General features: G+C 71.3%; 11 protein-coding genes. 3 read left to right on the forward strand and 8 right to left on the reverse strand.

Annotated features, from left to right (window positions below):
- Positions 1 to 2: 2 nt before the first annotated feature.
- The 3 genes from OG736_RS25745 to recQ all read left to right on the forward strand — a co-directional run bounded on the left by OG736_RS25745 (position 3) and on the right by recQ (position 5,489).
- Entirely contained in the window at positions 3 to 1,574 is a 1,572-nt protein-coding gene (locus tag OG736_RS25745; RefSeq protein WP_327184538.1) for an NADH-quinone oxidoreductase subunit M, read from the forward strand.
- Positions 1,571 to 3,229, forward strand: coding sequence for an NADH-quinone oxidoreductase subunit NuoN (gene nuoN / locus OG736_RS25750; protein ID WP_327184539.1), 1,659 nt, complete (start codon positions 1,571 to 1,573; stop codon positions 3,227 to 3,229). The genes OG736_RS25745 and nuoN overlap by 4 nt, the downstream gene beginning before the upstream one ends.
- Positions 3,230 to 3,455: 226 nt before the next feature.
- The gene (recQ, locus tag OG736_RS25755; RefSeq protein ID WP_442817191.1) at positions 3,456 to 5,489 is read left to right on the forward strand and encodes a DNA helicase RecQ; all 2,034 of its coding nucleotides are present in this window, start codon (positions 3,456 to 3,458) and stop codon (positions 5,487 to 5,489) included.
- 133 nt (positions 5,490 to 5,622) lie between these two features.
- Here recQ and OG736_RS25760 read toward each other — a convergent pair whose 3' ends face one another.
- The 8 genes from OG736_RS25760 to fahA form a co-directional block, all read right to left on the reverse strand.
- Entirely contained in the window at positions 5,623 to 8,493 is a 2,871-nt protein-coding gene (locus OG736_RS25760) for a fumarate reductase/succinate dehydrogenase flavoprotein subunit (protein ID WP_442817075.1), read from the reverse strand.
- An 11-nt stretch (positions 8,494 to 8,504) separates the two neighbouring features.
- Complete coding sequence (locus OG736_RS25765; RefSeq protein WP_327184541.1) at positions 8,505 to 9,332, reverse strand: ABC transporter ATP-binding protein; 828 nt, start codon at positions 9,330 to 9,332, stop codon at positions 8,505 to 8,507.
- Positions 9,316 to 10,197, reverse strand: coding sequence for an ABC transporter permease (locus OG736_RS25770; RefSeq protein WP_327184542.1), 882 nt, complete (start codon positions 10,195 to 10,197; stop codon positions 9,316 to 9,318). Before OG736_RS25770 ends, OG736_RS25765 begins: the two co-directional genes overlap by 17 nt.
- Positions 10,194 to 11,549 carry an ABC transporter substrate-binding protein gene (locus OG736_RS25775; RefSeq protein WP_327184543.1) on the reverse strand — a complete coding sequence of 452 codons (1,356 nt, stop codon included), beginning with the start codon at positions 11,547 to 11,549 and terminating at the stop codon, positions 10,194 to 10,196. Before OG736_RS25775 ends, OG736_RS25770 begins: the two co-directional genes overlap by 4 nt.
- Positions 11,550 to 11,564: 15 nt before the next feature.
- Positions 11,565 to 11,792, reverse strand: a complete 228-nt coding sequence (locus tag OG736_RS25780) for a 4Fe-4S dicluster domain-containing protein (RefSeq protein WP_020130156.1) — start codon at positions 11,790 to 11,792, stop codon at positions 11,565 to 11,567.
- A 177-nt stretch (positions 11,793 to 11,969) separates the two neighbouring features.
- Positions 11,970 to 12,758: a GntR family transcriptional regulator gene (locus OG736_RS25785; protein ID WP_327184544.1), complete on the reverse strand. Its 789-nt coding sequence runs from the start codon at positions 12,756 to 12,758 to the stop codon at positions 11,970 to 11,972.
- A 192-nt stretch (positions 12,759 to 12,950) separates the two neighbouring features.
- Positions 12,951 to 13,889 (reverse strand): M56 family metallopeptidase, encoded by a 939-nt coding sequence (locus OG736_RS25790; RefSeq protein WP_327184545.1) that lies wholly within the window; start codon positions 13,887 to 13,889, stop codon positions 12,951 to 12,953.
- Positions 13,890 to 14,247: 358 nt separating this feature from the next.
- Positions 14,248 to 15,459 carry a fumarylacetoacetase gene (gene fahA, locus OG736_RS25795; protein WP_327187712.1) on the reverse strand — a complete coding sequence of 404 codons (1,212 nt, stop codon included), beginning with the start codon at positions 15,457 to 15,459 and terminating at the stop codon, positions 14,248 to 14,250.
- Between the last annotated feature and the right edge of the window lie 208 nt (positions 15,460 to 15,667).

Genomic DNA, 15,667 nt, shown 5'->3' on the forward strand with positions numbered 1-15,667 from the left:
CGATGTCCTTTCCTCTGCTGACAGCGACGGCGGCGCTCCCGGCGATCGGGGCGGTCGTCACGGCCGCCGTACCGGCCGCCCGGCGCAACGCCGCCAAATCGCTGGCCCTGGTGTTCTCTCTGGCGACACTCGCCCTCGCGATCGTCGTCCTGGTCCGCTTCGACCCGGACGGCGGCCGCTACCAGCTCACCGAATCCCACTCCTGGATCGCGGACTTCGGGGTCAGGTACGAACTGGGCGTGGACGGCATCGGGGTCGCGCTCGTCGCGCTGACCGCGCTGCTGATCCCGTTCATCATTCTCGCGGGCTGGCACGACGCCGACCCGCTGGAGACGGGCAACAAGCGCTGGCGGCCGACCCAGGGCTTCTTCGCCCTGATCCTGGCCGTCGAGGCGATGGTGATCATCTCCTTCGAGGCGACCGACGTCTTCCTCTTCTACATCTTCTTCGAAGCCATGCTGATCCCGATGTACTTCCTCATCGGCGGCTTCGGGGACCGTGCCCACGAGCACGGCGAGGAGGTGGCGTCCACGCAACGGTCGTACGCCGCCGTGAAGTTCCTCCTGTACAACCTGGTCGGCGGTCTGATCATGCTGGCCGCGGTGATCGGCCTCTACGTGGTCGCCGGGAACTTCTCGCTCACGGAGATCGCCGAGGCCCGCGCCAACGGAACGCTCGACATGGCGACGAACACCGAACGCTGGCTGTTCCTGGGCTTCTTCTTCGCCTTCGCCGTGAAGGCGCCCCTGTGGCCGCTGCACACCTGGCTGCCCAACGCCATGGGTGAGGCGACCACCCCGGTCGCCGTGCTCATCACGGCGGTCGTCGACAAGGTCGGCACCTTCGCGATGCTCCGGTTCTGCCTCCAGCTGTTCCCGGAGGCGAGCAAGTGGGCGACGCCCGCCATCCTCGTCCTCGCGGTGATCAGCATCATCTACGGGGCACTGCTCGCTGTGGGCCAGCGGGACATCAAGCGGCTGGTGGCGTACGCGTCGATCTCGCACTTCGGGTTCATCATCCTGGGCATCTTCGCGATGACCAGCCAGGGCCAGTCCGGCGCGACGCTCTACATGGTCAACCACGGCATCTCGACAGCCGCCCTGATGCTGGTCGCGGGCTTCCTGATCTCCCGGCGCGGCTCGCGGCTCATCGCCGACTACGGCGGGGTGCAGAAGGTCGCCCCGGTGCTCGCCGGCACCTTCCTGATCGGCGGTCTGGCGACGCTCTCGCTGCCGGGACTCGCGCCTTTCGTGAGCGAGTTCCTGGTGCTGGTCGGCACGTTCGCGCGCTACCCGGCGATCGGCATCATCGCCACCTTCGGCATCGTCCTCGCCGCGCTCTACACGCTCGTCCTGTACCAGCGGACGATGACGGGCCCGGTGAAGCCCGAGGTCTCGGCGATGCCCGACCTGCGCGCGCGTGAGCTCGTGGTGGTCGCCCCGCTGATCGTGCTGTTGATCTTCCTGGGCGTCTACCCGAAGCCCGTCACGGACATCGTGAATCCGGCGGTCAAGCAGACCTTGTCCGACGTACACAAGAAGGACCCCCAGCCCGAGGTGGAGGCGGCCAAGTGAGCGCATCAGCCGTCCACAGCCTGTGGACAACGGCGGCAACCGCGGCCGAACCGATCTCGAAGATCGACTCGCCGAAGATCGAGTACGGGCAATTGTCGCCCACCTTGATCGTCTTGGGCGCGGCGATCATCGGAGTGCTGGTCGAGGCGTTCGTGCCACGCAAGCACCGCTACTACGCACAGTTGTTCGTATCCGTCGTGGCGCTGGCCGCCGCCTTCGCCGCGGTGGTCGCGCTGGCGGAGGGCGGATACGGCACCACGAAGGCACGCATCGCGGCCATGGGCGCGATCGCGGTCGACGGACCGGCCCTCTTCCTCCAGGGAACGATCCTGCTGGCCGCCCTGGTCGGCCTGTTCACCTTCGCCGAACGGCGCCTCGACCCCGAGGTGCACGGCAACCGGGTCGACTCCTTCGCCGCCCAGGCGGCCTCCGTGCCCGGCAGCGACAGTGAACAGGCCGCGGTCAAGGCCGGGTTCACGACGACCGAGGTCTTCCCGCTGCTGCTGTTCGCGGTCGCCGGCATGCTGGTCTTCCCGTCGGCCAACGACCTGCTGACCCTGTTCATCGCCCTGGAAGTCTTCTCGCTGCCGCTGTACCTCCTGTGCGCGCTGGCCCGCCGCAAGCGGCTCATGTCGCAGGAAGCCGCGGTCAAGTACTTCCTCCTCGGCGCGTTCGCCTCCGCGTTCACCCTCTTCGGTATCGCACTGCTTTACGGGTACGCGGGCTCGGTGTCCTACGGCACGATCGCGCAGGTCGTCGACGGCACCATCCAGAACGTGAACCCGGCGCTCGCCGACACCATGGGCAACGACGCGCTGCTCCTCGTCGGCGCCGCGATGATCGTCATGGGGCTGCTGTTCAAGGTGGGCGCGGTGCCGTTCCACATGTGGACGCCCGACGTCTACCAGGGCGCGCCGACCCCGGTCACCGGCTTCATGGCCGCGGCGACCAAGGTGGCCGCCTTCGGCGCGCTGCTGCGTCTCCTCTATGTCGTCCTTCCCGGCCTGCGCTGGGACTGGCGGCCGGTCATGTGGGGCGTCGCGATCGTCACCATGCTGGGCGGCGCGATCGTCGCGATCACACAGACCGACATCAAGCGGCTGCTGGCGTACTCGTCCATCGCGCACGCCGGATTCATCCTCGCGGGTGTCATCGCGACCACTCCGGACGGCGTCTCGTCGGTTCTCTTCTACCTGGCCGCGTACTCGTTCGTGACGATCGGCGCGTTCGCGGTGGTCACCCTCGTGCGCGACGCCGGTGGCGAGGCGACCCACCTGTCCAAGTGGGCCGGGCTCGGGCGCAGGTCGCCCCTGGTGGCGGCCGTGTTCGCGGTGTTCCTGCTGGCCTTCGCCGGTATCCCGCTGACCTCCGGGTTCGCCGGTAAGTTCGCCGTGTTCAAGGCGGCGGCGGAGGGCGGCGCGGCCCCGCTGGTCGTGGTCGGTGTGATCTCGTCGGCGATCGCGGCGTTCTTCTACATCCGCGTGATCGTGCTGATGTTCTTCAGCGAGCCGCGGCCCGAGGGCCCGACCGTCGCCGTTCCGTCACCGCTGACGATGACGGCGATCGCGGTCGGTGTGGCGGTCACGCTGGTGCTCGGCGTGGCACCGCAGTACTTCCTGGACCTGGCGAACCAGGCGGGAGTGTTCGTTCGCTGAGCCGCTCCGAGCAGGTGCGCTGACCTGCGTCTGCCTGTACGACGGGCCCGGTTCCCCAGGCGGGGGGCCGGGCCCGTCGGCGTCGGACGGGCGGTCGAGTACGGGGATCCTCCCGCGCCCGTCACCCGGAGTCACCGGAACGAGCCTGTGGATAACTCCGGCGCTGTCAGTCCGGACCCCTATCGTGGAGGCAGTGGTCGAGGGACGACGTACGGGGGACCAGACGATGGGCGGGACGGGTGGGATCAGCGCGATGACAGCGATCACCGGGACACCGGAGCAGACCGAGAGCGAGGCGCTGGCCACGCTGCACCGGGTCTTCGGATACGACGCCTTCCGCGGCGAGCAGGAAGCGGTCATCGAGCACGTGGTGGCCGGCGGAGACGCGGTCGTCCTCATGCCCACCGGCGGCGGCAAGTCGCTGTGCTACCAGATCCCCGCCCTGGTCAGGCCGGGTACAGGCATTGTCGTCTCGCCGCTGATCGCGCTGATGCAGGACCAGGTGGACGCGCTGCGGGCACTCGGCGTGAACGCCGGGTTCATGAACTCCACGCAGGACTTCGACGAGCGGCGGGTGGTCGAGGCCGAGTTCCTCGCCGGCGAGCTGGACCTGCTCTACCTGGCACCGGAGCGACTGCGCCTCGACTCCACCCTGAACCTCCTCTCCCGCGGCAAGATCTCGGTCTTCGCGATCGACGAGGCGCACTGTGTCTCCCAGTGGGGCCACGACTTCCGCCCCGACTACCTGTCCCTCTCGCTGCTCGGCGAGCGCTGGCCGGACGTCCCGCGGCTCGCCCTCACGGCGACGGCCACCCGCGCGACGCACGAGGAGATCACCCAGCGGCTGAACATGCCGTCGGCCCGGCACTTCGTGGCGAGCTTCGACCGGCCCAACATCCAGTACCGGATCGTGCCGAAGGCCGACCCGAAGAAGCAGCTGCTGAGCTTCCTGCGCGAGGAGCACGCGGGCGACGCGGGCATCGTGTACTGCCTCTCGCGCAACTCCGTCGAGAAGACGGCCGAGTTCCTCTCCCGCAACGGCGTCGAGGCGGTGCCCTACCACGCGGGTCTGGACGCCGGCACGCGCGCGGCGCACCAGTCCCGGTTCCTGCGGGAGGACGGCCTGGTCGTGTGCGCGACCATCGCCTTCGGCATGGGTATCGACAAGCCGGACGTACGGTTCGTCGCCCACCTCGACCTGCCCAAGTCGATCGAGGGCTACTACCAGGAGACGGGGCGTGGCGGCCGCGACGGACTGCCCTCCACCGCATGGATGGCGTACGGCCTCAACGACGTCATACAGCAGCGCAAGCTGATCCAGTCCGGTGAGGGTGACGAGGCCTTCCGTCGGCGGGCCGCCGCGCACCTGGACTCGATGCTGGGGCTGTGCGAGACCGCCCAGTGCCGCCGCGGACAGCTCCTCGCCTACTTCGGCCAGGAACCGGAGCCGGCGGGCTGCGGCAACTGCGACACCTGCCTCACACCCCCGGAGACCTGGGACGGCACCGTCGCGGCCCAGAAGGTGCTGTCGACGGTGGTGCGGCTCCAGCGGGAGCGCGGGCAGAAGTTCGGCGCGGTGCAGATCATCGACATCCTGACGGGCAAGCGCTCGGCCAAGGTGATCCAGTTCGACCATGACCAGCTGTCGGTGTTCGGCATCGGTGAGGACCTCTCCGAGGGTGAATGGCGCGGCGTCGTAAGACAGTTGCTGGCGCAGGGGCTGCTCGCGGTCGAGGGCGAGTACGGCACGCTGGTGCTGACGGAGGCCAGCGGGTCGGTGCTCCGCCGCGAGCGGGACGTGCCGCTGCGCAAGGAGCCGAAGAAGCCGGCGACGTCGAAAGCGTCGGGCTCTTCCTCCTCCGGCAGGAGCAAGTCCAAGGCGGCCGTGGCCGAGCTGCCCGCGGAACTGGTGCCGGCCTTCGAGGCCCTGCGTGCCTGGCGTGCCGAGCAGGCCCGTGAACAGGGCGTCCCGGCGTACGTCATCTTCCATGACGCCACGCTCCGGGAGATCGCCACGGCCTGGCCGACCTCGGTGCAGCAGCTCGGAGGCATCAGCGGGGTCGGTGAGAAGAAGCTGGTGACGTACGGGGAGGGCGTGATCGCGGTGCTGGCCGCACTGGGCGGGGCACCGGGCGCCGCTGCTCCGGGACCCGCTGAGAGCCCGGCTCCCGACACCGCTCGGGGTGCGGCAACGGATCCGGGTGGTGAGGACTACTGGCCCGAGATGGACGCGGAGCCGGAGCCCGAGGACTGGATGTAGGGGACCGATGGAGGGGGACCGAGCGGGGGGGCGCGGGACGGGGGACCGAGGGAGGGGACTGAGAGGCGGGAGCTGGGCACGGGGGCTCTGGAAGGCGGCCGGGGCCAGGGGGCGGAAGCGCCGCCCCGGCTGGTCATAGAGCGCGCGTCGCGTACGCCCTGACGTCCGCGTCGGAGTCCGTCGTCGCCGTGGCGAGGGCCGCGCGGGCGGCTTCCGAAGCTCGGTGCCGGGTCAGGGCCAGGACGGCGGCCTTGCGTACGTCGGCGTTCGGATCGGCCAGGGCCTTGGCGAGGACGGGGAGCGCCGTGTCGGGGTGGGCCACCGAGAGCGCGCTGGCGGCACCGGCGCGGACCTGCCAGGCAGGGTCGGCCAGGGCGGTCACGGCCCGCGCGGCGAGTGGCACCGGGCAGCCGGTGGTGCCCAACGCCCCGTAGGCGGCGGCACGCACCAGGGCATCGGGGTCGTCGACGAGCCCGACGAGGGCCGCGTGGACGGCGTCCTGCTCGACGGAGATACCTGCATCGGAGCCGGAGCCGGAGCCAGCGCTGAGAGCGGCGCTGGGGTCGGCGTCGGTCGGGGAGGTTTCGCTCAGGCGTCCGGCGGCCACCGTGGCCAGGGACTTGGCGATCGTGACGCGAACCTCGCGGGACGGGTCGGCGGTCGCCGCGCGGGCCAGTTCCTCGGCGGCGTCGACGGACACCAGGGCGCGGACCGCCTCGATACGGACGGCGATGTCGGCATCGGTGAGAGAGCCGGCGAACAGGGCGGCGTCACCGAGGCGCAGGGCGCGCAGCACGTCCAGGGCCGCGGCGCGGACGACGGGGTCGGGCTCGGCCAGGGCGGCGGCGAGGCCGTCGCGCAGGGCCGGTTCCGCCGGCAGGGTCTCGACGAGTTCGCGCAGCGAGGCCGCCGCGGCGGCACGCACCTGCGCGGCGGGGTCGCGCAACGCCTCGGCGAGGGCCGGACCGGTGCCCGACGGCACGGTCTCGGTGAGGACGGCGACGGCCTCGCGCCGGACAGCGGCCACGGCGTCGGTCAAGTACGGCAGCAGGGAGTCGAGTTCGGGCTCGGCCTCGGCCTCGGCGAGGGCGACGAGTTCGAGGAGACGAACGGCCGACTGAGGGGAGGACTGATCGAGGGTGGGTTCGGGCGCCGGAAGCGCCGAGCTGTCCGTGACCGGCGGGGCGGCTGCCCCGGCCCCGGTGGCGACGGGTGCCACGTCCCGTGAACCGGCCGTGGCCACGTCCTCGGGGTGGACTTCGCCGAGCGGCCGGGAGGGGCCGCCGACGGGGGTGAACTCGTCGACCGGAACCAGATAGGGAGCCACGGGACGGGCCGTGAACTCCATCGCACCAGAGGGGGACTTGTGCAGATCGAGGTGATGGAACCAGGAGTCGTCGTCGCGGCGAGGGTGGTCGAGGCGGTCGTGGTAGAGGCCCCAGCGGGACTCGGTACGGGCCAGGGAGGCACGCGCGGCCATCTCCGCGCAGTCACGGATGAAGGAGACCTCCGCGCACCGCATCAGCTCGTGCGGGGTGCGGGCACCCATCTCGGCGATGTCGTCGCGCATCCGCTCGAAGGACTCCAGGGCCAACGACAGCCGCGCGCCCGACTTCGGCGGGGCCACGTAGTCGTTCACGAAACGGCGCAGCTTGTACTCGACCTGGGGCTGCGGAGGGCCCTCCGGGTTGCGCAACGGGCGGTAGATCAGCTCGTGCGCCTCACGCAGCTGGTCAGCGGGAAGCTCACCGTCGTACGCCTTGTACCGGGCCGCGTCCGAGCCGGCCAGGTCGCCGAAGACGAACGCGCCGATCATGTAGTTGTGCGGGACGCAGGCCAGGTCACCGGCGGCGTACAGGCGGGGGACGGTCGTGCGGGCGTGCTCGTCGACCCGTACGCCCGAGGCCGAATGACCGCCGCACAGGCCGATCTCCGAGATGTGCATCTCGATGTCGTGCGTGCGGTAGTCGTGACCGCGTCCGGAGTGGAAGGTGCCCCGGGTCGGACGCTCGGTGGAGTGCAGGATCGACTCCAGGGCCGAGATCGACTCCTCGGGGAGGTGGCTCAGCTTCAGGTACACCGGGCCCCGGTCGCTGGCGACCTCCGCCGCGAACTCGGCCATCATCTGGCCCGACCAGTAGTCGGAGTCGACGAAGCGTTCGCCGTGCCGGTTGACCTGGTAGCCACCGAAGGGGTTGGCGACGTAGGCGCAGGCAGGACCGTTGTAGTCCTTGATCAGCGGGTTGATCTGGAAGCATTCGATGCCGGTCAGCTCGGCGCCCGCGTGGTAGGCCATGGCGTAGCCGTCGCCCGCGTTGGTGGGGTTCTCGTAGGTGCCGTACAGGTAGCCGGAGGCGGGCAGGCCGAGGCGGCCGCAGGCTCCGGTCGCGAGGACGACCCCGCCCGCGCGGACGGTGACGAACTGCCCCGTGCGGGTGTTGAAGCCGACCGCCCCGATGGCGCGCCCGTCCTCGGGAGAGGTCAGCACGCGCACCGGCATCACCCGGTTCTCGATGCGGATCCGCTCCCGCATCTCGCGCCGCCGCAGCTGCCGGTACAGCACCTTCTTGACGTCCTTGCCCTCCGGCATGGGCAGCACATAGGAGCCGGAACGGTGGACTTGGCGGACCGCGTAGTCGCCGTGCTCGTCCTTCTCGAACTTCACGCCGTAGGACTCCAGGCGCTGCACCATGGCGAAGCCCCGGGTGGCGGTCTGGCGGACGGTGGACTGGTCGACGATGCCGTCGTTGGCGCGGGTGATCTCGGCGACGTAGTCGTCGGGCTCGGCGCGGCCCGGGACGACCGCGTTGTTGACGCCGTCCATGCCCATCGCGAGGGCCCCGGAGTGCCGGACATGGGCCTTCTCCAGGAGCAGGACGTCCGCGCCGTGCTCGGCGGCGGTCAGGGCCGCCATGGTGCCGGCGGTACCGCCACCGATGACGAGGACGTCGCAGGTCAGCTCCTCGGCGTCGCCGAGCGCGGGGATCTGGAGGAGGGTGTCCACCGGGGTGCCTTTCAGATGCTCAGTGAGGTCAGGACATCGCGTCGCAGGGCCACACGCGCGGGGTCGTCACGGGCGGCGCGGTCGCGTGGACGCGGCACGTCCCGTACGGCGACGAGGCGGCCCGCGCCGAGGAGGGCCACGCGGTCGCCGAGGAACAGGGCCTCGTCCACGTCGTGGGTGACGAAGACGACGGTGGCGCCCGTGCCGTGCAGCACCTCCACCAGCAGGTCCTGCATGCCGGCGCGGGTCTGGGCGTCGAGGGCGCCGAAGGGTTCGTCCATGAGGACGGCGCGCGGGCCCGCGGCGAGCGCCCGGGCCAGTTGCGTCCGCTGGCGCTGTCCCCCGGAGACCCGGTGCGGCAACTGCCTGGCGCGGTCGGCCAGTCCGACCCGCTCGAGCCAGGCCGCGGCCTGCTTCCTGCGCTCCGCGCGCGGTGCGCCCTGGATGGCGAGGGGCAGTTCGACGTTGGCCAGCAGGCTGCGCCACGGGAGCAGGGCGTCCTCCTGGAAGACCAACGCACGGTCCGCCGCCGGCCCGCCGATCGGCCGGCCGTCCTGCTCCACGGATCCGGTCAGCGCGGGCAGCAGCCCGGCCAGCGTGCGCAGCAGCGTCGACTTGCCGCAGCCCGAGGGGCCGACGACGGTGAGGATCTCGCCCGGCGGGACGTCCAGGTCGACATCGGCCAGGGCGGCGGCGTCGGGACGACCGAGGGTGGCCGCGCGGAGGGTGAGCCGGGTACCGCGTACGGCCGTACCGGTCGCGGTGGTGGTGGCCGTGGCGGTGGTCGCGCCGTCGGTGTCCGTACGGGTGGTCTCGCGGGTCTCAGACGAGGTGCTCATCGCGCGCCTCCTCGGTTTCGGGCCGGGTGGGGACGGCGGACGAGGCCGCCGGTGCCGGAGCGGACGGTCGGGGACTCCTGGGCCGGGCCCGGCCGGTGGGGACGTACGAGGTGCGGGGCAGCCAGCGGGTGAGGCGGCGGCCGAGGAGTTCCACGGCCGTGGACGTGGCCCAGCCGAGCACGCCGATCGTGACCATGCCGACGAAGACCCCCGGGTAGTCGACGACCGTGTAGTCCTGCCAGGTGCGGTAGCCGACCCCGTACTGACCGGAGATCATCTCGGCGGAGATCACACAGATCCACGACACCCCGATGCCGACCGACAGGCCGCCGAAGATGCCCGGCAGCGCCCCGGGCAGGACGACCGAGCCGAGGATCCGCCACCGGCCGCCGCCCATGGTGCGCACTGCCTCCTCCCATCCGGGTGGCAGCGCGCGGACGGCGTGCCGGGTGGAGACCAGCACCGGGAAGAAGGCGGCGGTGAAGGTGATGAAGACGATGCCCTGCTCGTTGGAGGGGAAGAGCAGGATCGCGACGGGCACCAGGGCGATCGCCGGAATCGGGCGGACGACTTCGAGGATCGGTCCGAGCAGGTCCTCGGCGAGGCGCGAGCGCGCCACGAGCACGCCCGTGGCCACACCCAGGACGGCGGCCAGGAGGAACCCGGTGACGATGCGGGTGAGGCTGTCGGTGAGGTCGGTCCAGTAGTCGTCGCCGGCCAGGCGGTCGGCGAAGGCGCGGGCCACGTCGGCGACCGTGGGGAACTGCGAGAAACGCAACCACAGGTCGATGTCCAGGCTGGTCAGCAGCTGCCACAGGCCGAGGGCGGCTCCCACCGAGGCCACTCGCAGCGCATACCGGGTCACGACGCCCGCCCCAGCGCGTCGGCGTACGTGACGACGCGGGCGCCGCCGTGGGCGTCGACGTAGGCCTGCGCGGTCGCCGGGGCGACGAACGGCAGCAGCGTCGTGCCGTCGGCCACCCAGACGGCCTGGTCGGCGAACCACAGGGTGCCCGTGGTGGCGTCGGGGACGTAGGCGGCGCGAATGTCGTCCTTGTGCTGTGCGACGTAGGTCAGCAGCTCGGCGGGCGTCTTGAAGGTACGGGTCTCCTCGGCGCCTTTGGGCCAGACCTCGCTCGCGGCCGGTGCGGGGGCGGCGGCGAGCTGCTTCGCGTAGGACGGGCCGAGCGCCCTCTTCACGTACTGGTCGTCGACGAAGGAGTCCACGTCGACGTCTCCGGTCAGCTTGGCCGCCTTCAGGATCAAGACGTCCTCCTTCAGCGCGGCGACGAGCTGTGGCTTGACGGCCGGGTCGAAGGTGGAGATGCCGTGGGCGCCGTTGTAGAGGTAGACGACCTCGGCGGGCAGACCGGTGGCCTCGGCGACCTTCTCGGCGGCGGCCACCGGGTGCGTGCCGAGGTAGCCGGTGGCTTCCGACTGCGCCTTCAGGAACGCCTCCAGCACGGACGGGCGCTTCTTCGCGAAGTCCTCGCGGGCGGTGACGCCGTGGAAGGTCGGCAGGTCCAGCTGGGCGCCGTCGTACAGGGCCTTGGCTTTGCCCTGATAGGCGAGCAGGCCGGGCCAGGCGACGAACTGCGAGAGCGCGTCGGCACTGCCCGCGGAGAGGGCCGACGCCCCGACGGCAGGCTGCTGGTTGAGCTTCTCGATGCCCTTGGCCGGGTCGATGCCGGCGCGCTGCAAGGCCCGCACGAGGGTGCCGTCGGCGGCGGAACCGATGCTGGTGGAGACCTTCTTGCCCTTGAGGTCCTCGATGGAGGCGAGCTTGGAGTCGGGCGCCGTGACGATGGTGTTGAGGCCGCCGCGGAGGTTGTAGCCGGTGACCGAGACCAGGTGGGTGGGCTTGCCGAGCTGTTTGCCGCGGGCCGCGTTGATGAGGAGCGGGAAGTCGCCCATCGAGCCGATGTCGATCTTGCCGGCGGTCATCTGCGCGGTGATGGGGGCGCCGGTGGCGTAGTCCTGCCAGTCGACTTTGTAGGTCGTGCCGTCGCCGAGGGCGTTCAGCTCCTTCTCGAAGTAGCCGAGTGAGCGCAGGAGGGTGCCCGCCGTGACGGTGTTGATGGTCTTGGACTGGTAGCCGACGGTGACGGTGACCGTGGAGCCGCTACCGGCCTCGGCGCTGCCGCATCCGGTGAGGGGGAGCAGGAGAAGGGCGGCGGACGCGGCGATCGCCCGGGATTTCTTCGCTTTGGGTTTCATGGAGGTTCGGGCCTTTCACCGGAGCAGGTAGGGCATGTTGACCGTGACGGCACCGGTGGGACAGCGAGCCGCGCACGGGCCGCAGTACCAGCACTCGTCGACGTGCATGTAGGCCTTGCCGTTGCTCTCGTCGATGGCGAGGGAGTCCAGCGGGCACATGTCCACACAGAGCGTGCAGCCGTCGATGCACTTCGACTCGTCGATGGTCACGGGCACGTCGGCCCGCTGCGGTGCCAGGGTCATGGCTGTCTCCAGAAAAGTCCCGAGAAATTCTGAGAAATCCTGCTCGGCGGTGAACCGATGAGGCCGTGCCGAGCGATGAAGGGTTGAGGGCGGAGAAGAGAGCGGAGAAGAGGGGGCGAGCATGAGGGCGGAGAAGGGGACGGGAGCGATGCCGACGGGAGAGGTCGGTGGGAGAGATCAGAGGGCGCGGTGCAGGAGACCGCTCATCGAGATGCGGTCTCCGCGGAAGCGGATGAACTCCAGGTCCACCGGGCGGCCGTCGGCGAGGTGGGTGAGGCGTTCGAGCATCAGGACGGCGGCGCCACGCGGCGCCTCCAGTACGGCGGCGGAGTGGGCGTCCGCGGTCACCGCCTCGAGAGTGATCTCGGCGTGGCCGAGTCGCTGGCCGGTGACGGCCTCGAGGAGCCGGAACACATCGGTGTTCTCCAGGTCGGCGCCGAGCAGGGCGGTGCCGATGTCGAGCGGGATGTAGGTGAGGTCGAGAGAGAGGGGGAGGCCACCCAGACGGCGCAGGCGTTCGATGTAGAGCACGTCGGTGCCGGGCGGGACGTGGAGGCGGTCGGCCACCGGGGCGGGCGCGGCGACGGGGCCCATCGTGCGGACCTCGTTGGTGACGTGGCCGTGCTCGTGCAGGGTCTCCGCGAGGCCCATCAGACGGTCCAGGCCGTGCGGGTACTTCTGTGCCACGACGACCGTGCCGACGCCCGGCAGGCGCTCCACCAGTCCCTCCGCCCGGAGCAGGTCGAGAGCCTGGCGGACGGTGTTGCGGGAGGCGCGGTAGTCGGTCGCGAGGGTCGACTCGTGGGGGAGCGTGCCGTCCGGAAAGCCGTCGGTGAGCAGCTGGCGGCGCAGGAGGTCCGCGAGCTGTCGGGCCTGGTCCGCGCGCAGCCGACGCCGCGCACGGTGGGCGGCGACGGTGGTCGCGCCCTGGCCGGCGTGGTCTCGGATGCGGTCGGTGGGTGGCATGTTTCGAACCATAGCGAGCCAGTAGGAAAAGCGGTGTTGCCGGAGTGTTGCGCCACCTGCGGGGGCGTCAGACAAGGGGCTGACCTGCGAGAACATGACCGACTTACACAAGATCTGCCAGGTCGGGACGACGCCGTCAGGACAACGCCGTCAGAACAACGCCCTCAGAACAACGCCGTCGGGACGACGCCGTCAGGCCAACGCCGTCAGCCCCGGGGCGAAGGTGATCAGCAGGGGCAGCAGCGGCACCAGCGTGGCCACCGTCGTCGTCAGCGCCCGCTGTCTGCGGAGCAGGCGCGGGGGCGGCTGGAGCAGGCGGTCGACCCGCTCGCCCAGGAGACGGTGGCTGGAGGCGCAGGACAGGACGCCCCGGTGCTGGTTCAGCTCGATCAGGGCCAGCGCCGTGGTCAGGTGACCGCAGCGGCGCGACGCCGTGTCGTCGGCGGCGAGTTCGACCAGGCGGTGGGTCTGGTCGCAGAAGTGGGAGAAGAGCGGAAGACGGGGGAAGCCGGTGGCAAGGGCGGTCGACAGGTGGAGCAGCCAGTCATGGTGGGCGCGGGCATGGCCACGCTCATGGGTGAGGACGGCGTCCAGCTGGTGGGAGGTGAGGCGGTGCAGGGCGCCGGTCGTCACGATCAACTGGGGTGGGTTGCCCGGCATCCACCAGGCGTCCGGGTACTCGTCCTCCAGCACCAGCAGCGGGCCCCGCGCGGACGGCAGGCCCGCGGGCAGGTCGGGGGCGCGTTCACGCAGGTGGGCCCTGGCCCGGCCGCGGCGTCGGCGCGCCTCGACGAGCTCGCGGGCCAGCATCGCGGTGGTCCAGGCGGCTCCGCAGGCCAGCAGCAAGGTCAGGGCAGCGGCCCACAAGGGGGCGGCGGAGAGGTCGTACGCCTCGGAGACCCCGGGCGGCGCGGGGGCGAAGACCCGGGCGCGCACGGTGTGGAACACGGCGGCGGCGCCCAGGGTCAGGGCGGTCAGGCAGCACAGCAGGACCGTGGCGACCAGGCACTGCCACACCCACAGCCCGATCACCGGCTCCCGCTCGGGCCAGGCGGACCGGGTGAGTGCGCGCGGAGCCGGCACGGCGGCGGACAGGGCGACGACGCTCAGCAGGAGCAGGCAGAGAGTCATGCCATGGGCTCCGGATCCTGGTCGGGAAGGGGGCGTGGGCCACGTGCGAGCGGGGTGCTTACGGCGTACCCGCGCGCGTGCGGCCTGCCATGGGCGGCGGGCTCGGCACGAGGACCGTGCCCGCCGCCAGTATGACGGCGGTTCCTCCGGGAGTCAGCCCACGGCGAGGCCCCGATTCAGCCCCGTCCGCCCCGACTCGGCGGCCTCGTCACGGTCAGCCGCCCCGCCACCGGGTTGGTCACCGCCACGGACACCACCACCGACACCGCCACGGGGACCTGGACAGCCACCGGCACCGGCACCGGCACCGGCAACGACACCGGGCCTGCTCCCGACACCGGGCCCGCTCCCGGCCGCTTCACCCGGCGATCACCTGTCCGCTCACCTCTCCCAGGCCCACTCGCGTGCCGCCGGGGCCGGGAGCCCAGGCGGACAGGGTCACCACGTCGCCGTCCTCCAGGAAGGTGCGCTTGCCGTCGGGGAGTTCCAGCGGGTCACGGCCGTTCCAGGTCAGCTCCAGCAGGGAGCCGCGCTCGTGCGGGTGGGGGCCGCTCACCGTGCCCGAGCCGTACAGGTCGCCCGTGCGCAGGGAGGCGCCGTTGACCGTCAGGTGGGCGAGTTGCTGGGCGGCCGTCCAGTACATGGTGGAGAAGGGCGGATCGGAGATCACCTGACCGTTGAGCGCGACGGAGATGCGCAGGTCGTAGCCGCCGGGCTCGGCGGCCGCGTCGTCCAGGTAGGGGAGGAGAGGGTGGGTCCGCTCCGGGGGCGCCACCCGTGCGTTCTCCAGGGCCTCCAGCGGGGTGATCCACGCCGACACCGACGTGGCGAACGACTTGGCGAGGAACGGGCCGAGAGGGACGTACTCCCAGGCCTGGAGGTCGCGGGCGGACCAGTCGTTGAGCAGGCACAGACCGAATACGTGCTCGCGGAAGTCGGCCAGCGCGACCGGGCTGCCCTGCCGCGAGGGCACGCCGACCACGAAGCCGACCTCGGCCTCGATGTCGAGCCGCACGGAAGGGCCGAAGACGGGCGCCGGCTCGTCGGGAGCCTTGCGCTGGCCCGACGGGCGGACGACGTCCGTGCCGGAGACCACGACCGTGCCGGCCCGTCCGTGGTAGCCGATCGGCAGGTGCTTCCAGTTGGGCAGGAGGACGTCACCGGCGTCCGGACGGAAGATCGCTCCCGCGTTCCGGGCGTGGTGCTCGGACGAGTAGAAGTCGACGTAGTCGGCGACCTGGAAGGGAAGGTGCAGGGTCACGCCGGACAGGGGATGGAAGAGCGGTTCGACGGTGGGCCGGTGGGCGGGGTCGGTCACCCACTCCGTCAGGGCGCGGCGTACCTGCGACCAGGTCGTGCGACCCGCCGCCAGCAGCGGGTCGAGCGTCGGCGACGCGAGGAGACCGGCGTGTGGCGAGCCGAGCGCGCGGGCCGCCGCGCCCGCGTCGAGGACATGGTCGCCGAGCCGGACGCCGACGGTCCGCTCCGTGGAGCCCGGGAGGGAGAAGACGCCGTACGGGAGGTTGTGCGGGCCGAAGGGGTCGCCCTCGGGAAGGTCGAAGGGGGGCATCGGGTACTGCCTCTCTTTCGTGCGCTCTTTGGTGCTCGCCATGTCGGGCTCGCCGGACCTCGAACGGGTGTCGCGCGGGTGGGCCGAGCCGCGCCACACGTTACGGCTGACGTCGTGGAAGTGACACGGGGGCCGGGCCGGCGAAGCACGTCGGCCGGCAGCTCTCCGCTTCCGGTTGCTCACCCGAAGTCGTCCACCGGCCGGTACG

The sequence above is a fragment of the Streptomyces sp. NBC_01334 genome (assembly GCF_035983595.1).
GTDB lineage: Bacteria > Actinomycetota > Actinomycetes > Streptomycetales > Streptomycetaceae > Streptomyces > Streptomyces coriariae.